The following is a 20,979-nucleotide window of genomic DNA, read 5'->3' on the forward strand; positions in this document are numbered from 1 at the left end:
TGAGTACGCCCATGAAGTAGCGACGGTCCGGACGCACCCGGACCTAAAAGGAGCGAAGTGGCTAAGGTCCGGGTATACGAACTCGCCAAGGAGTTCGGGGTGGAGAGCAAGGTCGTCATGGCCAAGCTCCAGGAACTCGGTGAATTCGTCCGTTCGGCGTCTTCGACCATCGAAGCGCCCGTCGTCCGCAAACTGACGGACGCCCTCCAGCAGGGCAACGGAGGCGGCAAGGCCGCCCCCGCACGCAAGGCCGCCCCGGCACGTCCGGCGGCCCCCTCTCCCGCGCAGGCTGCCCGTCCGGCCGCCCCGCGCCCGCCGGCCCCGAAGCCGGCCGCCGCCGAGAAGCCCGCGGCTCCCGCCGCGCCGGTCTCTCCCGGCCCCCGTCCCACCCCGGGCCCGAAGCCCGCGCCGCGGCCCGCCCCGGCGTCCCCGGCTCCGACGACGCCCGAGTTCACGGCACCCCCGTCGGCCCCGGCGGCCCCCGCCTCCCAGGGCTCCGGTCCGCGTCCGGGCGCCCCGCGTCCCAGCGGCCAGGCTTCCCGTCCGGGCGCCCCGCGTTCCGGTGGCCCCGGCCAGGGCGGCCAGGGTCGCGGCGACCGCGGTGACCGTCCCGGCGCCCCGCGTCCGGGTGGCCAGGCGCCGCGTCCCGGTGCCCGTCCGGCCGGTCCCCGTCCGGGCAACAACCCCTTCACCTCCGGCGGCTCCACCGGAATGGCGCGCCCGCAGGCGCCCCGTCCGGGCGGTGCCCCGCGTCCCGGCGGCCCGGGTGGCCCCGGTGCTCCCGGCGGCGCCCCGCGTCCGCAGGGCCAGGGCGGTCCCCGTCCCCAGGGCGCCTCGGGCGGCCCGCGTCCGCAGGCTCCGGGCGGCCCGCGTCCGACCCCGGGCGGCATGCCCCGTCCGCAGGGCGGTCCCCGTCCCGGCGGCGGTCCCGGCGGCCCGCGTCCGAACCCCGGCATGATGCCGCAGCGTCCGGCTGCCGGCCCGCGTCCCGGCGGCGGTGGCCCCGGCGGCCGCGGTCCCGGCGGCGGCGGTCGTCCCGGTGGCGGCGGCGGTCGTCCGGGCGGCGGCGGCTTCGCCGGTCGTCCGGGTGGCGGCGGCGGTGGCGGCTTCGCCGGCCGTCCCGGCGGTCCCGGTGGCGGTGGCGGCGGTTTCGCCGGCCGTCCCGGTGGTCCCGCAGGTGCCGGCGGCGGTGGCCGTCCGGGCTTCGGCGGTCGTCCCGGTGGTCCGGGCGGTCGCGGTGGCACGCAGGGCGCCTTCGGCCGTCCCGGCGGTCCCGCGCGCCGTGGCCGCAAGTCGAAGCGGCAGAGGCGCCAGGAGTACGAGGCCATGCAGGCCCCGAGCGTCGGCGGCGTGATGCTGCCGCGCGGCAACGGCGAGAGCATCCGTCTCTCCCGTGGCGCGTCGCTCACCGACTTCGCGGAGAAGATCAACGCCAACCCGGCGTCCCTCGTCGCGGTCATGATGAACCTCGGCGAGATGGTCACGGCCACGCAGTCCGTCTCCGACGAGACCCTGCAGCTCCTCGCCGACGAGATGAACTACACGGTCCAGATCGTCAGCCCCGAGGAGGAGGACCGCGAGCTGCTCGAGTCCTTCGACCTGGAGTTCGGCGAGGACGAGGGCACCGAGGAGGACCTGGTCGTCCGTCCGCCGGTGGTGACCGTCATGGGTCACGTCGACCACGGTAAGACCCGACTGCTCGACGCCATCCGCAAGACGAACGTCATCGCGGGCGAGGCCGGCGGCATCACCCAGCACATCGGTGCCTACCAGGTCGCGACCGAGGTCAACGACGAAGAGCGCAAGATCACCTTCATCGACACCCCGGGTCACGAGGCGTTCACCGCCATGCGTGCCCGTGGTGCGAAGTCGACCGACATCGCGATCCTGGTCGTCGCGGCCAACGACGGCGTCATGCCGCAGACGGTCGAGGCGCTCAACCACGCCAAGGCGGCCGACGTCCCGATCGTCGTCGCGGTCAACAAGATCGACGTCGAGGGCGCCGACCCGACCAAGGTGCGCGGTCAGCTGACCGAGTACGGCCTGGTGGCCGAGGAGTACGGCGGCGACACCATGTTCGTCGACATCTCCGCCAAGCAGGGTCTGCACATCGACTCGCTGCTGGAGGCCGTGATCCTGACGGCCGACGCCTCGCTCGACCTGCGGGCCAACCCGAACCAGGACGCGCAGGGCATCTCGATCGAGTCCCGTCTCGACCGCGGCCGCGGTGCCGTGGCGACGGTCCTCGTCCAGCGAGGCACGCTGCGGGTCGGCGACACGATGGTCGTGGGCGACGCCTACGGCCGGGTGCGCGCCATGCTCGACGACAACGGCAACAACGTCGCCGAGGCCGGCCCGTCGACGCCGGTCCAGGTCCTGGGCCTGACCAACGTCCCGGGCGCGGGCGACAACTTCATCGTGGTGGACGAGGACCGTACGGCCCGTCAGATCGCGGAGAAGCGCGCCGCCCGTGAGCGCAACGCCGCGTTCGCCAAGCGCACGCGCCGTGTCTCCCTCGAGGACCTGGACAAGGTGCTCAAGGCCGGCGAGGTCCAGCAGCTCAACCTCATCATCAAGGGTGACGCTTCTGGTTCCGTCGAGGCTCTCGAGTCGTCCCTGCTCCAGCTGGACGTCGGCGAAGAGGTCGACATCCGCGTCCTGCACCGCGGCGTCGGTGCGGTCACGGAGTCGGACATCGACCTGGCGATGGGCTCCGACGCCATCGTGATCGGCTTCAACGTCCGTGCGGCAGGCCGCGCGGCGCAGATGGCCGAGCGCGAGGGTGTGGACGTCCGGTACTACTCGGTCATCTACCAGGCGATCGAGGAGATCGAGGCGGCCCTGAAGGGCATGCTGAAGCCGGAGTTCGAGGAGGTCGAGCTCGGTACGGCGGAGATCCGCGAGGTCTTCAAGTCGTCCAAGCTGGGCAACATCGCCGGTGTCCTCATCCGCTCCGGCGAGGTGCGCCGCAACACCAAGGCCCGCCTCATCCGCGACGGCAAGGTGGTCGCGGAGAACCTCAACATCGAGGGCCTGCGTCGCTTCAAGGACGACGTCACCGAGATCCGCGAAGGGTTCGAGGGCGGTATCAACCTCGGCAACTTCAACGACATCAAGGTGGACGACGTCATCGCGACGTACGAGATGCGCGAGAAGCCGCGCGTCTGATCCAGCACGCGATCGGGGCCGGTCGGCGGGGAAGTTCCTCCACGGAATTTCCGTCGATCGGCCCCGGCCGTTGCGTGTACGGTTCCCGTATCGGCGTCGGAGCATGGCGCCCGTACCCCGAACCGGCGGGACATCCGGACACACATGTATGTGGGGACTCTGTCCTTCGACCTGCTCCTCGGCGACGTCCACTCGCTGAAGGAGAAACGCTCTCTCGTCCGTCCGATCGTGGCCGAACTCCAGCGCAAGTACGGGGTGAGCGCGGCGGAGACGGGCAACCAGAACCTCCACCGCAGGGCCGAGATCGGGCTGGCGGTGGTCTCGGGGGACACGGGACACCTCACCGACGTACTGGACCGCTGTGAGCGACTGGTCGCCGCGCGGCCCGAGGTGGAACTGCTCTCGGTTCGACGCAGGCTCCACAGCGACGAAGACTGAAGCAAGCGGCAAGAGAAGTAACTAAGGAGACGGACCAGTGGCCGACAACGCGCGTGCCAAGAGGCTGGCGGACCTCATCCGAGAGGTGGTGGCCCAGAAGCTGCAGCGCGGGATCAAGGACCCGCGGCTCGGCTCGCACGTCACCATCACGGACACCCGGGTCACCGGGGACCTGAGGGAGGCGACCGTCTTCTACACCGTGTACGGGGACGACGAGGAGCGGGCCGCCGCGGCGGCCGGACTGGAGAGCGCCAAGGGCGTTCTCCGCTCCGCGGTCGGGGCCGCGGCCGGCGTGAAGTTCACGCCGACGCTGACCTTCGTGGCCGACGCCCTGCCCGACACCGCCCGGACCATCGAGGACCTCCTCGACAAGGCCCGGCAGTCCGACGCGAAGGTGCGCGAGGTCTCAGCCGGCGCCACCTACGCGGGCGAGGCGGACCCGTACAGGAAGCCGGGCGAGGACGAGGACGACACCGCCGAATGACCCAGCCGAACCGGACGCCCGACGGCCTTGTCATCGTCGACAAGCCGTCGGGCTTCACTTCGCACGACGTGGTCGCCAAGATGCGCGGCATCGCGCGGACGCGCCGCGTCGGACACGCGGGCACCCTAGACCCCATGGCGACGGGCGTGCTCGTCCTCGGCGTCGAGAAGGCGACCAAGCTCCTCGGCCACCTCGCGCTGACCGAGAAGGAGTACCTGGGCACGATCCGCCTGGGCCAGACGACCCTGACCGACGACGCCGAGGGCGAGATCACGGGGTCGGTCGACGCCTCGAAGGTCACCCGGGAAGCCGTCGACGCCGGGATCGCGGAGCTCACCGGCGACATCATGCAGGTGCCGTCCAAGGTCAGCGCCATCAAGATCAACGGCGTGCGGTCCTACAAACGGGCCCGTGAGGGCGAGGAGTTCGAGATCCCGGCCCGCCCGGTCACCGTCTCGTCCTTCTCGGTGTACGACATCCGGGACGCCGTCGCCGAGGACGGCACCCCCGTCCTCGACCTGGTCGTCTCGGTGGTCTGCTCCTCCGGCACCTACATCCGGGCCCTGGCCCGCGACCTCGGCGCCGGCCTCGGAGTCGGCGGCCATCTCACGGCCCTGCGCAGGACCCGCGTCGGCCCCTACAAGCTGGACTCGGCGAAGACCCTCGACGAACTCCAGCAGCAGCTGACGGTCATGCCCATCGCGGACGCCGCAACCGCCGCCTTCCCTCGCTGGGAGGTGGACGCCAAGCGCGCCCGTCTGCTGACGAACGGCGTCCGCCTGGAGATGCCCGACGAGTACGCGACCGCCGGCCCGGTCGCCGTCTTCGACCCCGAGGGCCACTTCCTCGCGCTCGTCGAGGCACAGAAGGGGAAGGCGAAGAGCCTGGCCGTCTTCGGCTGACGACCTCGCCGGCGGAACCGAGGCTGCCCGCCCGTGGAGCGGCGCTCACGGGGTTGCGACGCCGCTCCACGGTCCCCCCTCGGTTCCCCCACCCCTAGGGTGTATCCAGCGACCCCCGTCTGTTCACCCGTCCGGGCAGGCGCTCGGAGTGAACCGAGGGAGTGGAAGGGGGCGCGTTCACGACGCGATCTGTCCCGCTGATCATCCCGCGCCTACCGTCGAATGCAGGGAACGGGCGTACGGCGGGGAGGACGGCCATGACGGGACGAGAGCGGTCCCGGCATACGAGGGACGGTGCGCGGGAGCGACGGGGCACGGGGGAGTTGCGGGCCGTCGAGACCGGCGTCGTCCGGGAGGCGGGGGAGTGGGGGGCCGTCGAGACCGGCGTCGTCCGCATCCACGACCTCGCCGGGCGCCCCCGCGGCACCGGCTTCGTCGCCGACCACCAGGGCACCGTCGTCACCAGCCACGAGGCGGTCGACGGGTTGTCCAGACTGGTGGTGCACGCGGACGGCGACCGCACCTGCCTGGTGACGGCGGACGCGGTGACCGCCCTCCCCGAGCTGGACCTCGCTCTCCTCCGCACCGAGGGCCTGGCCGTCGCCCCGCTCCCCATCACCGTCCGGGACCGGGTCGAGACCGGCAGCTACGTCCGTCTCGCCGCAGGCCGCTGGCGCGAGGCCCGCGTCCTCGCCGCGACCTCCGTCACCTATGCGGCGACGGACCGCTACCGCCTCATCGACGGCGCCCTGGAACTGGCCATCGGCACGGCCGGCCAGGACGCGCTGCGGCTCGGCGGGGGCGCCGCCGGAGGCCCGGTCCTGGACGCCGGCACGGGCGCCGTCGTCGCCGTCCTCGGCACGGCACTGCGGTCCGGCCACCGCGACACCGGGTACGCCGTCCCCCTGCGCCCCGGGTCCGACGGGGCCCTGACCGACCTCCTCACCCGCAACGCGGCCACGGTCCCCGCCTACGGAGCCGACCTCAACCTGGCCGGCGTACTGGAACTGACAGCCACATCGGTGCGCCAGGACGGCCCGCCGGGGACGCCGACCGGTAGTGCGGAGCCGGTGCGGCCGGTGGAACGGGCCGCGTCGGCAAGGCAGTTGACGGCCTTCGCCGAAGGACGGGCCCCCGGCTCGGTCCTCGGCCTCGTCGGATCCCCGGGCAGCGGCCGTACGACGGAACTCGCCGCCCTCGCGGCACGCCGACACCACTGCGCAGAACCGGCCCCCACGCTGTGGCTGCGCGGCGCCGACCTGCGCGACGACGACACGTCCGTCGCCGACGCCGCAAGCCGCGCCTTGGCCCGCGCCGCCCGTGTCGTCGCCGGGTCGGAAGCTGCTGGTGTGAGTGGCCGCGCAGTGGGTCCCGGTGTCCGTGTCGACGCCGAGTCGGAAGACGCCCGCGCGAGCGATCTGGGCGACGTCGGCCCGGCCCGCCTCGCCGAGATCGCCCGCACCGCCCAGCGCCCCCTGCTGCTCCTCCTCGACGGCCCCGAGGAGATGCCCCCGCTCCTCTCCCGCCGCCTCCCGGCCTGGACCGAGGGCACGGCGTCCTGGCTGGGCGAGACGGGCGCCCGCCTGGTGGTGGCCTGCAGGGAGGAGTACTGGGAAACAGCGGCGGCGCATTTCCCGTCACCTCCGGCCGTCGCGGACGAGGCTCCTTCAGCGACACCCCCCTGCCTGCACCTCACCGACCTCACGGAACCCGAGGCCCGCACGGCCCGTGCCCGCTACGGCATCCCCGAAGGCGCCCTCGCCCCCGCCGAGGCCCGCCACCCCCTCAGCCTCCGCCTCCTCGCCGAGATCCGCACGGCACTGCCCGACGCCCTCGCCACTCCGCACGCCCCCCTCGACCGCGACACCGTCTTCTCGGCCTACCTGGACCTGATGTGCCTGCGCATCGCCGTCCGCCTGGCCGCCGAGAACGGCCTCTGCGGCAGCGCCGTACGCCGCCTCGCGGCCAAGGTCTCCGGCCAGGTCCACAAGGCGGCCCGCCGCAGTCTCGCCCCGGGCCAGGGCGAACTGGACCGTGCCTCGTTCGAGGCGCTGTTCCCCTGGGGCCAGGCCCTGCCCCACCTCGGCGGCGGCACCGGCTGGGCCTCCGCCGTCCTCACCGAAGGCCTCCTCGTCCCCGCCGGCACCGGCTACCGCTTCGCCCACGAGGAGTTCGCCGACTGGATCCAGGGCACCCACCTCGACCTCGACGAGGCGTTGCGGGCCCTGGTCCACCGCCGGGCCCCCTCCCCGGACGCCCACCCGCTCCCCGTACCGCACCACCGCATCGGCCCGGTCGTCCAGGCCCTGCTGCTCCTCGCCAGAGAGCAGGGCAGCCCCCAACTCGCCACCCGCCTGGACGAGTTGGTCCAGGCACTGCGGACGGACCCGGACTCCTGGTGGCCCGCGCATCTCCTCTCCGGAACCCTCCTCCGAGTCCCGGACGCCGGCCCGTACCTCGACGTACTCCGCCACCTCGCCGACCACGTCGTCACCGCTCAGCGCCCCACCACCGCCGCACCCCTCTTCGCCCCCGCCTTCTGGACCGCCCTCTCCCTCCCTGACAGCGACCGCCTCGACCTCCTCCGCCACCTCCTCCTCGCCGACCACCCACCCCAGGACGCGCCCACCACCCCCCGTTACCTCGACGCCGTCTCCCGCCTCCTCGCCGCCGCCCCCACCGCCGTACAACCCCTCCTCACCGCCTGGTTCGACGACGACCGCCCCCTCCCCGCGACTCCGCACGCGACCGTGGCCGACGCCGCGCAGGCCCTGCTCCACACCCACCGGCATCGCGCCCTGGACGAGCTGACCGAGTTGCTGGTGGAGTCCGCGCACCCCAGGGCGGACGAGTTGCTGGCGGCGCTGGCCGAGGACGAGCCCTCGGCCGTGTGCCGGGCCGTGGACCGCTGGGCGCACGACGAACGCGCTTCCCGGCGAGCTGCGGCCCTGGCCCACGCACTGCGCACCGCCCCCCACGTCCGCACCGAGGCCGACCGCGACCTCCTGCGCTACGCCGCCGGGGTCCTGCTCGCCCGCCCCGCCGACGAGACCCTGCACGGCGGTGCGCTCGCCCTGCTGGTCCGTGATCCACGCACGCGTGCCCGCCATCTCCCGCAGGCGCTGCGCCGGTTCGCCACCGGCGACCCGGGCTTCCCGCCGAGCGCGCTGGTCCCCGCCCTGGCCACCCACCCGGAACCGGTCCTCGACGCGTTCCGGGAGCGGCTGCGCGGGCCGGAGCCGGGCCAGGCGCTGCGCACCCTGGCCGACGTCACCACACCCGCGCCGGCCCGCCGGATCGCCGCCCTGGTACGGGACGCCGTACGGCACCGCCCCGAGACCGCCGCCGACGTCGCCGCCTATGTCGAACGCCGTCTGGACCAGGGCCCCGCGGCCCGAGCCGTGCTGTTCCCACTCGTCACCGGCCTCCTCGACGGCGGCCCGGAGGAGGTACGGGCCGCGCTGGCCGCCGTGCTGGCCGTCCCCGGCACCCCGGTCTCCCACCCCCTCCGCCAGGAACTCCTGGAGTTCCTCCTCTCCCACGAGCACGATCCGGCCGTCCTTGACGTCCTGCTGCACGCCGTCGCGACGCACACGGGCGACGAGATCCGCGACCTCGTCCACCGCACCGGCCTCCTCATGGGCCGCACCCCGGACGGCGCGGCCCGCTTCGACCGGGGGCTGGTCGACCTGGGCCGGCGCGTGCCCGGCTTCGCGGCCCGGACGGCCGGCTGGCTGACGGACGCCCCGCAGGACTGGGCGGCGGTGGTCGGCCCCAGCGCCCGCCGGATGATCGAGAACCTGTCGGGCGTCCGCGTGCCCGTCTGAGCTCCCCGTCGTCACGTGCGTCGGGTCACAGCCCCCATGCCGATGCGGGCGGTACGGGCCCGGCATGGCACCCTTAGACCTGCGTAAGAGGTCGGTAGACACGGACACGGGTTCGAGGAGCGGTCACAGTGCAGCGCTGGCGTGGCTTGGAGGACATCCCCGAGGACTGGGGGCGCAGCGTCGTCACCATCGGCTCGTACGACGGAGTCCACCGCGGCCACCAGCTGATCATCCAGCACGCCGTGGACCGCGCCCGTGAGCTGGGCGTTCCCTCCGTCGTCGTCACCTTCGACCCGCACCCGAGCGAGGTCGTGCGCCCCGGCAGCCACCCGCCACTGCTCGCCCCGCACCACCGCCGCGCCGAGCTGATGGCGGACCTGGGCGTGGACGCGGTCCTGATCCTCCCCTTCACCAAGGAGTTCTCGAGGCTGTCGCCGGCCGACTTCGTCGTCAAGGTCCTGGTCGACAAGCTGCACGCCAAGGCGGTCGTCGAGGGCCCGAACTTCCGCTTCGGCCACAAGGCCGCGGGCAACGTGGAGTTCCTCGCCGAACAGGGCAAGACGTACGACTTCGAGGTCGAGGTCGTCGACCTGTACGTGACCGGTGAGGCGGGCGGCGGAGAGCCGTTCTCCTCGACCCTCACCCGTCGCCTGGTCGCCGAGGGCGACCTCGAGGGCGCCGCCGAGATCCTGGGCCGGCCGCACCGGGTGGAGGGCGTGGTCGTCCGCGGCGCCCAGCGCGGCCGCGAGCTCGGCTTCCCCACCGCCAACGTCGAGACGCTGCCCCACACCGCCGTCCCCGCCGACGGCGTCTACGCCGGCTGGCTGCACGTGGACGGCGAGGCGATGCCGGCCGCGATCTCCGTCGGCACGAACCCGCAGTTCGACGGCACGGAGCGCACGGTGGAGGCGTACGCCATCGACCGCGTCGGCCTCGACCTGTACGGCCTGCACGTGGCTGTGGACTTCCTCGCGTTCGTCCGCGGGCAGGCGAAGTTCGAGTCGCTGGAGGCCCTGCTGGAGCAGATGGCCAAGGACGTGAAGGGGTGCCGCGAGCTGGTGGCGGCAGCGTCGTCGGCGGCGTCGGAGTAACGCCTCACGCATTGTCGTCATGGCGAAGGGGGCCGGTGCCATCAGGCACCGGCCCCCTTCGCATGCACCGGGGTTACTGCTGCTGTGGCGGCTGCGGTTGCTGTGGCGGCTGGGGGTAGCCGTATCCGGGCTCGCCAGGCTGACCGGCGGGCGGATACGGCTGTCCGGGCTGCGGTGCGTACGGCTGCCCGGGATACGGCTGGCCCGGGGCGTACGGCTGTCCGGGCTGAGGTGCCGGAGGCTGCTGGGCCTGGGGATAGGGCCCCGGCTGCCCCGGAACCGGCTGTCCGGGCTGACCGTAGTACTGCCCGGCCGCCGGCATGGGCTGTCCGGGCTGGGCGTAGGGCTGGCCCGGCATCGCCTGGCCCGGCATCGGCGGGGCCGCGACCGGGGGCGGGTTGCCGTCGTTGGTCCACAGTCCGTGCGACTGCTGATGGCGTACGAAGTCCTCGGCGACCATCGCCGCGAGGTTGAAGTACGCCTCGCGCACCTTGGGCCGCATCATGTCGAGGTCGACCTCGGCGCCGGCCGAGAGGTGCTCGTCGAAGGGCACGACCACGACCCCGCGGCAGCGCGTCTCGAAGTGCGCCACGATGTCCTCGACCTTGATCATCTTGCCGGTCTCCCGGACACCGGAGATCACGGTGATGGACCGCGACACGAGGTCCGCGTACCCGTGCGCCGACAGCCAGTCCAGCGTCGTACTGGCGCTGCTCGCGCCGTCGACGGACGGCGTCGAGATGATGATCAGCTGGTCGGCGAGGTCGAGCACGCCGCGCATCGCGCTGTAGAGCAGACCGGTGCCGGAGTCGGTGAGGATGATCGGGTACTGCTTGCCGAGGACGTCGATGGCGCGGCGGTAGTCCTCGTCGTTGAAGGTCGTCGAGACGGCCGGGTCGACGTCGTTGGCGATGATCTCGAGGCCGGACGGCGCCTGTGAGGTGAACCGGCGGATGTCCATGTACGAGTTCAGGTACGGGATCGCCTGGACGAGGTCGCGGATGGTGGCGCCCGTCTCCCGGCGCACGCGGCGACCGAGCGTACCGGCGTCCGGGTTGGCGTCGATGGCGAGGATCTTGTCCTGCCGTTCGGTCGCGAGGGTGGACCCGAGGGCGGTGGTCGTGGTGGTCTTCCCGACTCCGCCCTTGAGGCTGATGACCGCGATCCGATAGCAGGACAGCACGGGTGTGCGGATCAGCTCCAACTTCCGCTGCCGCTCCGCCTCTTCCTTCTTCCCGCCGATCTTGAACCGGCTCGGCGCGGCGGCGGGCCGGCCGCTCTTCGCCTTCTGCCGCTTGTTGTTGAGCAGCCGGTCGGAGGACAGCTCCACGGCGGCGGTGTAACCGAGCGGCGCGGCACCGGGGTTGGTCGGCTGCCGCTGGTCATGCTGAACAGGCTGCGGCCACCCGGCCCCGGCCCGCGGATCGACGGGCTGCGCCGCTGCCGGATCGGCACCCCCCTGCTGCGGGAACCCGGGCCCCGCCTGCGCATTCGCCTGAGCCTGACCGTACGGCGGAACGCCGGGGTGCGGCTGGTACTGCGGGGGTACGCCGGGTTGTGCCGCCTGTGCCTGGTCGTGGGGGGTGGGTGGCGGGGGGAAGCCGTAACCGCCGGTCTGGACGGGTGGGTTGGGGCCGGGCTGGGGCTGTCCCTGCGGGGGGAAGCCGTAGCCGCCAGGCTGGGCCGGCGGGTTGGGGCCGGGCTGAGGCTGCCCCTGTGCGGGTCCGCCGGGCTCGGCTTGCCCCTGCGGAGGCACGCCGGGCTGGGGCCGGCCTTGCGGAGCGGGGGGCTGGGGGAAGCCGTAACCGCTCGGGTGAGCCGGGGAGTTGGGGCCTGCCTGGGCGGCGGGAGCCGCTTGAGGCGCTGCGGGGTTGGGGAAGCCGTAGCCGCCGGGCGCCGCAGGCGCGGAGGCCTGGGCGTCGTTGGGCTGGGGCTGAGCCGTGGGCGGCTGGGGGAAGCCGTAACCGCCGGGCTGGGCCGGTGGGTTGGCTGCGCTCGGGGCAGGCGGGGTGGCCTGGGGTGCGGCGGGGTTGGGATAGCCGTAGCCGTCCTGCGGTGCAGGGGGCTGCGGGAAGCCGTGGCCGCGCTGCGGGGGCGCGTCAGCCGGTGCCGGCGGTGCCACGGGGGCGGCCGCCGGGGTGTCGGCACCGGGCTGCGGGAAGCCGGCGGCGGGTGCGCCGGTCGGCGGCGGTGCCGTCGGGGGCTGGCCCGGGGTGCCCGGGGCGTGGGGGGCGGGGGCACTGGTCGGCGGCTGTGCTGCCGGGGAACCCGGGTGAGGGAAGCCGTAAGAGCCCTGCGTGTTCGGGTCAGGAGTGCCGGCTTGGTGCGGTGCCGCCGGAGGCCGGCCTGGATGCGGGAAGCCGTACGCGCCCGAGGCGCCGGCGGGTGGCTGCTGCGCTGCCGGGGGCTGCCCAGCAGCACTGGGCTGCGGGAAGCCTGTGGCGGGGGCGGCGGTCGGCGGTTGGTGGGCTGCGTGGGGCTGGCCAGGAGCGCCGGGGTGCGGGAAGCCGTAGCCCCCCGGAGTGTTAGGGGCGGGTGCGGTCGGCGGTTGGTGTGGTGCGGGGGGCTGGTCCTGGGTGCCCGGGTGCGGGAAGCCGTATGCGCCCGGTGTGTTGGGCGTCGGGGCGGTCGGCTGCTGGGTGCCTGGAGTCTGCTGCTGTGCTGCCGGCCCGTTCCAGGCTGCCGGGGCCGACTGAGGGGCATGCGGCTGGAAGGGCTGTGGCGGTACCGGCGGCTGGCCCTGTGGGGCCGGCGGCTGCACAGGCGCCGCTGGATCCTGCTGCGGCTGTACGGGCCACTCGGCAGCCGCCGCGGGCGCCGCGGGCTGGTACGACGGGGGCAACGGCGGCAGTTCGCCCTGCGGCGCGGGCGGCGGAGCCCAGGCGGGCGGGGTGTCCTGCGGGGCCGCGGACCCGCCCGGAACGGCATCCTGCGGCTCGCTGTCCTGCCCCTCACCGTCCTGCGCTTCGCCGGCTTGCGCTTCGGCGTCGGACGGCACGGCATCCGCGGATACGGCGTCGGGGGGCTCGGCGTCCCCTCGTACCGTCTCCTCGTCCACCACGTCCGCCGACTCGACGTCAACGGACGCCTCCTCCAGAGGCACCTCCTCCTGAGGTACTTCCTCCTCGGGCGTCGCCTCCTGAGGCAGTTGCTCCTCGGACGCCGAGCCCTCCGTCTCCCCATCGGCCTCTACATCGGCGGCAACCTCGGTGTCGGTGTCGGTGTCGGTGTCGGTGTCGGTGTCGCCCGCCTCCGCATCCGCCGTCACATCCGCGTCCGCCGAAGCTTCCGCTCCCTCGGAGGAGTCGTCGTCGGAGTGGCTCCCGAGCTCGATCACCTCGGCCGAACCGGAGTCTTCGTCACCGTCAGCCACATCATCGGCGTCAGTCTCCGTGTCCGTCGCCTCGGCGGAACCGTCGGCCTCGCCAGGGCCCGCGACGTCGTCGACCTCATCGGAAGCCGCGTCGACCGCGCCCTCCTCGCTCGCCGCGTCGGCGGCGTCCTCCGAACCCGCCTGTACCTCGGCGGACCCGGCGCGCTCGGAGATCTCCTGCTTCAGGGCCACCGGAGAGAACCGCATGGTGCGGCCACTCTCCAGATCACCGCTTCCGGACTCCTCGTCGGAAGCCGGGGACCCGGACGCCTCGGACGCCTCGGGCGCCACGGGAGCTGACGGAACAGCAGCTCCCGGAGTCTCCGTCGGCCCCTGCCCCTGCGGCTGAGGCTCGAACCCGCTCCCCACCGGAAGCTTCGGCACCGCCCCGGGCCCCCCGACCGGCGGCACGAACGGCGCACCCGGCGCCGGAGCCGGCGGAGCGAACGGCGCCCCAGGCGCGGCGGCAGCCGCCGGCGGCGTGAACGGCGCACCTGGCGCCGGAGCGGGAGCGGGAGGCGTGAAGGGAGCCCCCGGCGCCGGAGCCGGCGGAGTGAACGGCGCCCCCGGAGCCGTACCGGCACCCGTGCCCGACTGAGGCCGCGAATGCGCCGGCGGAGTCAGCCCTGGCAGGGAGGAGAGCGAGAAGTCGGACGGAGACCCCGAAGCAGACGGCGCCCCAGGCGCCCCACTCCCACCCGCACCGGCCCCAGACGCCGCACCCCCGGCACCACCCGCACCGAACCCAGCAGTTCCGGCACCACCCGCACCGGCCCCCGCCGCACTCGCGCCAGCCGTGCCAGAACCCCCCGCGCCGCCACCCCCCGCACCGCCTCCGCCGGAGGAGCCCCCCGACGCGTTCTGCGTGTACCACGCCGGCGGTGCGTAGTCGATGGTGAACTCGCCCGTCGTCTCGATGGCGGACTCGGCGTCGGGCTGGTCGTCGCCGGGTGTGGCCCAGCCCCCGCGGTTCCCGTCCCGATCGCTGCTCACAGTTCCTCCTGGTGTGGTCGAGCACCCTCAATGCCGTGCCGGGGCGACCATGTGCTTGTCGTCCTGATGCGTTGCGAGGCAGACCGATCCACCGGCTCTCCCCCCGAGGCGCCGCCACCTGGTCCACGGGTTCTGGCGGCGCGCCCTGTACCAGCCTAATCACCAGTAGCCCCACCCCGGCAGGCCCGTCCACCCTTGAGCACCTGCCCACTGCGTCACAACCAGCCATGAATTGCCGTACACAGCTTGCTCATTGAGGAAGAAATCGGGCGATACCGTTGCTGGCGCCGTCCATTCGCGCGCGTGATCAAGAAACCCGGCATAGTGGGGACGTTTCCGTGACCATGTCATGGACGTACGTGCCCGCTTCAGAGGAAAAGGATCCCGCGTGAGCTTCGGCCCACCCCCTTCGATGTACACCCAGTCCGCCCTGACCGCGGAGACGCAACAGAGGAAGCGCCGTCGGACATGGCTGGTGGGGCTGTTCGTGCTCGTCCTCGTGGCGGCGGTGGGGACGGGCGGGTGGCTCGTGTGGGGTGGTGACGGAAAGGGAAATGACGGACCGAACCGGGCGGACGACCCCCAAGGGCCCCTCGACGTACGGGAGACCGTCGAGAAGCCGCCCGCCGATCCCACCGGCAAGATGGCCGTCCGCTTCTCCGTGGACGACCTCAGCCCGGGCGAGCACTACGAGTTGCCCGGCATGTGGGCCACGGACCGGATCCTCGCCAAGGGCATCAACAAGACCGTCGTCGGCCTGCGCATGGGCACCGACGCCGCACCCGGCGACGAGCAGTGGAAGCTGCCGCTGGACGGACCGATCTGCGGCTACACGCGCCGCGTCACCGGCGATGACCGCACCGCCGTCCTCTTCCGTGCCAACGACCGCGGCGGCGCCTACTGCAACCACGTCGCCTTCTTCGACCTCGACACCGGACGCGAGGTCTGGGAGACCGACTTCCCCTACTCCAAGATCGGCGACGCCAAGGGCCTCGCGACCGGCGGCGACGACCAGGACACCCCGAGCGTGACCCTCACCCACGGCACGGTCGTCGTCACCTGGGGCGGCGGCACCGACGCGTACGCCATGGACGGCGGTCGGCGCCTGTGGCGTACGACGTCGACCGGCGCCTGCCAGGACATGGGCGCCGCCGGCGGGGACGCGCTGCTGGTGCGCCAGGAGTGCTGGAACGACGACGCCCCGCTCGACTCCACGGACGCCGTCAGCTACAAGGCGCGCAAGGTCGACCCGCGGACGGGCCGGGTGCTGTGGACGTACTCCGCCGCGCAGGGCGTCCGGGACATCAACATCCCCTCCGCCGAACCGCCCGTGATCGCCGTGCAGGCGGGCGAGATCGGCATCTCCGAGATGCTCTCCCTCGACGCGAAGGGCGGGACCCGCGCGGTCATCCGCCTGCAGAACGGCACCTACGTCGGCGAATGCTCGTACGACGACTACCTCTCCACCGAGGACTGCCCGACCATCGCCGTCGGTGACGGCCAGGTCTTCCTGCGCAGCAAGGAGTCGGGCGAGCTGACCAACTCCAACTGGATCATCGGCTTCGACCTCGCGACCGGGAACACCACCGAGAAGTTCGACTCCGGCCCCGGCTCGCTGCTGTACCCGGTGCGGATGAGCGGCGACCGGCTGCTGGCCGTCCGCGTGAGCGACCAGCACATCATGCCCTCGGGGCTGGTCGGCCTGGACCCGGCAACGGGCAGGGAGACCCCGTACCTCTACTTCGACCTGCCCGAGGAGGCCGACCTGATGACGATGACCGAGTACAACGACATCGTCGTCCAGGACGGCCGCATCTTCTTCGGCGTCAAGAAGGTCGACGGCCCCGCCAAGGGACAGCCGAAATGGGTCTACCTCGCCCTCGGCATCGAGAGCATGGCCGTCCGGTAGCTCTACGCCTCTCTACGCCTCCGGCGACGGCTCCAGGTCGAACTCGCCGTCCCGGGCACCGAGCACGAAGGCCCGCCACTCCGCCTCCGTGTAGCGCAGCACGGTGTCCGGGTCGAGCGAGGAGCGCATGGCCACGGCACCGCCGGGAAGATAGGCGATCTCGACCCGCTCCTCGTGCTCCTCGGTGCCGGGCGCGCCGTACCACTCCGCGTCGGAGATGTCGAGCGCGTACAACTCGTCACGCTCCCGCTCCTTGCGCGCCTTGATCTGCTCTTCCGTCTCCGCCATGGGTCCCTTCCCGACGTACGAGAACGATCTGTACGGTCACCCTAGTGGCCGCGTCGGCCCGCCCTCCGGGTTTCCACAGCCTCTTCCACGGCCTCATCCACAGGTGGCGAGCCCGCCCCCTAGCTGCTGGTACCCTGATGGATGGCCGTGTGTGCACGGCCTTCCGCCTTGCGAGTAACAGAAGCTTCCCCGAGACGAAGACCGGGGCACTCGGAGGCACTCTCAGACCATTGAGGAGTACGCGTGTCGCTCGACGCCGCCACGAAGAAGCAGATCATCTCCGAGTTCGGTACCCAGGAGGGTGACACCGGCTCCCCCGAGGTCCAGGTCGCTCTGCTGTCCCGTCGGATCTCCGACCTGACCGAGCACCTCAAGACCCACAAGCACGACCACCACTCCCGCCGTGGCCTGCTGATCCTCGTCGGTCAGCGCCGTCGCCTGCTGCAGTACCTGGCGAAGAAGGACATCCAGCGCTTCCGTGCGCTGGTCGACCGCCTCGGCATCCGCCGTGGTGCGGCGGGCGCCCGGTAAGACGCCGTGAGGGGAGCGGTTCCCGGAGCATCGGGGGCCGCTCCCTTTGCGTACGTACGGAAAGTACTGACGTGGCGGCGGAAACGTGCGGAGTGTCCCTCACGCTTTGTAGTGTGGTAGCACAACGCCATACGCACGACACGTAACGCCGTACCACACAGAACGAGGAGAAGCGCACCCAAGCCGCCGCCGGTCCTCGGTAGTGGCCCCCGGGAATGAACCCCGGGTGCTTCGATCGAAGACCGGCCCGCACCGCACGGAGCGCTTCTCCGCGACTGTCCCCCCGCCACACGGGCGAGGCGGGACAAAAGACGACAAGTAACGGAGAAAACGCTAGTGGAGAACGAGACCCACTACGCCGAGGCCGTCATCGACAACGGCTCCTTCGGCACCCGCACCATCCGCTTCGAGACGGGCCGCCTGGCCAAGCAGGCCGCCGGCTCCGCCGTGGCGTACCTGGACGACGACACCATGGTGCTGTCGGCCACCACCGCCTCCAAGAACCCCAAGGACCAGCTCGACTTCTTCCCCCTGACGGTGGACGTCGAGGAGCGGATGTACGCCGCCGGCAAGATCCCCGGCAGCTTCTTCCGCCGTGAGGGCCGGCCCAGCGAGGACGCGATCCTCACCTGCCGCCTCATCGACCGCCCGCTGCGCCCGTCCTTCAAGAAGGGCCTGCGCAACGAGATCCAGGTCGTCGCCACGATCATGGCCCTCAACCCCGACCACCTGTACGACGTCGTGGCGATCAACGCCGCCTCCGCGTCCACGCAGCTGGCCGGTCTGCCCTTCTCCGGCCCGATCGGCGGCGTCCGCGTCGCGCTGATCAACGGCCAGTGGGTCGCCTTCCCGACGCACACCGAGCTCGAGGACGCCGTCTTCGACATGGTCGTCGCCGGCCGCGTCCTGGAGGACGGCGACGTCGCGATCATGATGGTCGAGGCCGAGGCCACCGAGAAGACCATCCAGCTGGTCAAGGGCGGCGCCGAGGCGCCGACCGAGGAGGTCGTCGCCGCCGGTCTGGACGCCGCGAAGCCCTTCATCAAGGTGCTCTGCAAGGCCCAGGCCGACCTCGCCGCGAAGGCCGCCAAGCCCACCGCCGAGTTCCCGATCTTCCTCGACTACCAGGACGACGTCCTGGAGGCGCTGACCGCCGCTGTCAAGCCGGAGCTCGCCTCCGCGCTGACCATCGCGGGCAAGCAGGAGCGCGAGGCCGAGCTGGACCGCGTCAAGGGTCTGGCCGCCGAGAAGCTGCTCCCGGAGTTCGAGGGCCGCGAGAAGGAGATCTCCGCCGCGTACCGCTCGCTGACCAAGACCCTGGTCCGTGAGCGCGTCATCAAGGAGAAGAAGCGCATCGACGGCCGCGGTGTCACCGACATCCGCACCCTGGCCGCCGAGGTCGAGGCCATCCCGCGCGTGCACGGCTCGGCGCTGTTCGAGCGTGGCGAGACCCAGATCCTGGGCGTCACCACCCTGAACATGCTCCGCATGGAGCAGCAGCTGGACACCCTCTCCCCGGTGACCCGCAAGCGCTACATGCACAACTACAACTTCCCGCCGTACTCCACCGGCGAGACCGGCCGCGTCGGCTCCCCGAAGCGCCGCGAGATCGGCCACGGCGCCCTCGCCGAGCGCGCGCTCGTGCCGGTACTGCCGACGCGCGAGGAGTTCCCGTACGCGATCCGCCAGGTGTCCGAGGCCCTCGGCTCCAACGGCTCGACGTCCATGGGCTCGGTCTGCGCCTCCACCATGTCGCTGCTGAACGCCGGTGTGCCGCTGAAGGCCCCCGTCGCCGGCATCGCCATGGGCCTCATCTCCCAGGAGATCGAGGGCGAGACGCACTACGTCACCCTCACCGACATCCTCGGTGCGGAGGACGCCTTCGGCGACATGGACTTCAAGGTCGCCGGCACCAAGGAGTTCGTGACCGCGCTCCAGCTCGACACCAAGCTGGACGGCATCCCGGCCTCCGTCCTGGCCGCCGCCCTCAAGCAGGCCCGTGACGCCCGCCTCCACATCCTCGACGTGATGATGGAAGCGATCGACACGCCGGACGAGATGTCCCCGAACGCCCCGCGGATCATCACCGTCAAGATCCCCGTGGACAAGATCGGCGAGGTCATCGGCCCCAAGGGCAAGATGATCAACCAGATCCAGGAGGACACGGGCGCCGAGATCACCATCGAGGACGACGGCACCATCTACATCGGCGCCGCCGACGGCCCCTCCGCCGAGGCCGCCCGTACGACCATCAACGGCATCGCCAACCCGACGATGCCCGAGGTCGGCGAGCGCTACCTGGGCACGGTCGTGAAGACGACGACGTTCGGCGCCTTCGTCTCCCTCCTGCCCGGCAAGGACGGTCTGCTGCACATCTCGCAGATCCGCAAGCTGGCCGGCGGCAAGCGCGTGGAGAACGTCGAGGACGTGCTCGGCGTGGGCCAGAAGGTCCAGGTCGAGATCGCCGAGATCGACTCCCGCGGCAAGCTCTCCCTCATCCCCGTGATCGAGGGCGAAGAGGGCTCCGACGACGACGCGAAGAAGGACGACACCGACAAGTGACGTCGAGCAGCTCGACGGCGACGGCCCCCACCACCACGGAGGCGCGGGCCGTCGCCCGTACCCAAACCCTGATCAAGGGCCAGAACGGCATCGGCACGGTCCGCAAGACCACCCTCCCGGGCGGCCTGCGCATCGTCACCGAGACGCTGCCCTCCGTCCGCTCCGCGACCTTCGGCATCTGGGCGCACGTCGGCTCCCGCGACGAGACCCCGGCCCTGAACGGTGCCACCCACTACCTGGAGCACCTGCTCTTCAAGGGCACCTCCAAGCGCAGCGCCCTGGACATCTCCTCCGCCCTCGACGCGGTCGGCGGCGAGATGAACGCGTTCACGGCGAAGGAGTACACGTGCTACTACGCGCGCGTGCTCGACAGCGACCTGCCGCTCGCCATAGACGTCGTCTGCGACATGCTCACCGGCTCCCTGATCCTCGAAGAGGACGTCAACGTCGAGCGCGGCGCCATCCTCGAAGAGATCGCCATGACCGAGGACGACCCGGGCGACTGCGTGCACGACCTGTTCGCGCACACGATGTTCGGCGACAACCCCCTCGGCCGCCCGGTCCTCGGCACCGTCGACACCGTCAACGCCCTCACCGCCGACCGCATCCGCCGCTTCTACAAGAAGCACTACGACCCCACCCACCTGGTCGTGGCGGCCGCCGGCAACATCGACCACAACAAGGTCGTACGACAGGTCCGCGCCGCCTTCGAGAAGGCGGGCGCCCTCACCAACCCCGACGCCACGCCCCTCGCCCCGCGCGACGGCAGGCGTGCCCTGCGCACCGCGGGCCGCGTGGAACTGCTCGGCCGCAAGACCGAGCAGGCGCACATCGTCCTCGGCATGCCGGGCCTGGCCCGCACGGACGACCGGCGCTGGGCGCTCGGCGTGCTGAACACGGCCCTCGGCGGCGGCATGTCCTCCCGCCTGTTCCAGGAGGTCCGCGAGAAGCGCGGCCTGGCCTACAGCGTGTACTCGTACACCTCCGGCTTCGCCGACTGCGGTCTGTTCGGCGTGTACGCCGGCTGCCGGCCCTCGCAGGTCCACGACGTGCTGAAGATCTGCCGGGACGAACTCGACCAGGTCGCCGAGCACGGCCTGTCCGACGACGAGATCGACCGTGCCATCGGCCAGCTGCGGGGCTCGACCGTCCTCGGCCTGGAGGACACCGGCGCGCTGATGAACCGCATCGGCAAGAGCGAGCTGTGCTGGGGCGAGCAGATGTCGGTGGACGACATGCTGGGCCGGATAGCGTCGGTCACCCCGGACGACGTCCGCTCGGTCGCCCGCGACATCCTGGGGAAGCGGCCCTCGCTGTCGGTCATCGGCCCGCTCAAGGACAAGCAGGCGTCCCGGCTGCACGACGCCGTCGCCTGACACCCGTCTTCGGTATCTGCGTGAGGAAGCGAAAGAG

12 protein-coding genes and 1 pseudogene are annotated in these 20,979 nt (G+C 72.2%); 10 read left to right on the forward strand and 3 right to left on the reverse strand.

Translation table 11 applies throughout. From position 1 onward, the window contains the following. Window positions 1–57 precede the first annotated feature (57 nt). The 6 genes from infB (at window position 58) to MKW14_RS28770 (ending at window position 9,910) form a co-directional block, all read left to right on the forward strand. Window positions 58–3,168 carry a translation initiation factor IF-2 gene (gene infB / locus MKW14_RS41360; protein ID WP_240867121.1) on the forward strand — a complete coding sequence of 1,037 codons (3,111 nt, stop codon included), beginning with the start codon at window positions 58–60 and terminating at the stop codon, window positions 3,166–3,168. Between the two features lie 144 nt (window positions 3,169–3,312). After that, window positions 3,313–3,606 carry a DUF503 domain-containing protein gene (locus MKW14_RS28750; protein ID WP_240867122.1) on the forward strand — a complete coding sequence of 98 codons (294 nt, stop codon included), beginning with the start codon at window positions 3,313–3,315 and terminating at the stop codon, window positions 3,604–3,606. A gap of 37 nt (window positions 3,607–3,643) precedes the next feature. Next, complete coding sequence (rbfA, locus tag MKW14_RS28755; protein WP_240867124.1) at window positions 3,644–4,090, forward strand: 30S ribosome-binding factor RbfA; 447 nt, start codon at window positions 3,644–3,646, stop codon at window positions 4,088–4,090. After that, complete coding sequence (gene truB, locus MKW14_RS28760) at window positions 4,087–4,992, forward strand: tRNA pseudouridine(55) synthase TruB (protein WP_240867127.1); 906 nt, start codon at window positions 4,087–4,089, stop codon at window positions 4,990–4,992. The genes rbfA and truB overlap by 4 nt, the downstream gene beginning before the upstream one ends. A 257-nt stretch (window positions 4,993–5,249) precedes the next feature. Continuing rightward, complete coding sequence (locus MKW14_RS28765) at window positions 5,250–8,819, forward strand: trypsin-like peptidase domain-containing protein (protein WP_240867129.1); 3,570 nt, start codon at window positions 5,250–5,252, stop codon at window positions 8,817–8,819. 128 nt (window positions 8,820–8,947) lie between these two features. Next, window positions 8,948–9,910: a bifunctional riboflavin kinase/FAD synthetase gene (locus MKW14_RS28770; protein WP_240867131.1), complete on the forward strand. Its 963-nt coding sequence runs from the start codon at window positions 8,948–8,950 to the stop codon at window positions 9,908–9,910. Window positions 9,911–9,983: 73 nt separating this feature from the next. Here MKW14_RS28770 and MKW14_RS28775 read toward each other — a convergent pair whose 3' ends face one another. Together MKW14_RS28775 and MKW14_RS41025 are read right to left on the reverse strand one after the other, a co-directional pair. Then, window positions 9,984–13,490, reverse strand: coding sequence for a MinD/ParA family ATP-binding protein (locus MKW14_RS28775; protein ID WP_240867134.1), 3,507 nt, complete (start codon window positions 13,488–13,490; stop codon window positions 9,984–9,986). 618 nt (window positions 13,491–14,108) lie between these two features. Beyond that, window positions 14,109–14,276: pseudogene (locus MKW14_RS41025) on the reverse strand (SCO5717 family growth-regulating ATPase); the annotation flags it as partial. 388 nt (window positions 14,277–14,664) lie between these two features. Here MKW14_RS41025 and MKW14_RS28780 point away from each other — a divergent pair. Next, window positions 14,665–16,185, forward strand: a complete 1,521-nt coding sequence (locus MKW14_RS28780; protein WP_240867136.1) for an outer membrane protein assembly factor BamB family protein — start codon at window positions 14,665–14,667, stop codon at window positions 16,183–16,185. 12 nt (window positions 16,186–16,197) lie between these two features. Here the strand turns inward: MKW14_RS28780 and MKW14_RS28785 are convergent, their stop codons facing one another. Next, complete coding sequence (locus MKW14_RS28785; protein ID WP_240867138.1) at window positions 16,198–16,473, reverse strand: DUF397 domain-containing protein; 276 nt, start codon at window positions 16,471–16,473, stop codon at window positions 16,198–16,200. A 243-nt stretch (window positions 16,474–16,716) separates the two neighbouring features. Between MKW14_RS28785 and rpsO the strand changes: the two genes are divergently transcribed. The 3 genes from rpsO (at window position 16,717) to MKW14_RS28800 (ending at window position 20,942) form a co-directional block, all read left to right on the forward strand. After that, on the forward strand, window positions 16,717–17,004 hold the full coding sequence (rpsO, locus tag MKW14_RS28790) for a 30S ribosomal protein S15 (protein ID WP_240867140.1): 288 nt from the start codon (window positions 16,717–16,719) through the stop codon (window positions 17,002–17,004). 336 nt (window positions 17,005–17,340) lie between these two features. Then, window positions 17,341–19,566 carry a polyribonucleotide nucleotidyltransferase gene (locus MKW14_RS28795; protein WP_133047447.1) on the forward strand — a complete coding sequence of 742 codons (2,226 nt, stop codon included), beginning with the start codon at window positions 17,341–17,343 and terminating at the stop codon, window positions 19,564–19,566. Beyond that, window positions 19,563–20,942: a M16 family metallopeptidase gene (locus MKW14_RS28800; RefSeq protein WP_240867143.1), complete on the forward strand. Its 1,380-nt coding sequence runs from the start codon at window positions 19,563–19,565 to the stop codon at window positions 20,940–20,942. Before MKW14_RS28795 ends, MKW14_RS28800 begins: the two co-directional genes overlap by 4 nt. The last annotated feature ends 37 nt before the right edge of the window (window positions 20,943–20,979 follow it).

The organism is Streptomyces gilvus (assembly GCF_022513565.1).
In the GTDB taxonomy this organism is placed as follows: Bacteria; Actinomycetota; Actinomycetes; order Streptomycetales; family Streptomycetaceae; genus Streptomyces; species Streptomyces gilvus.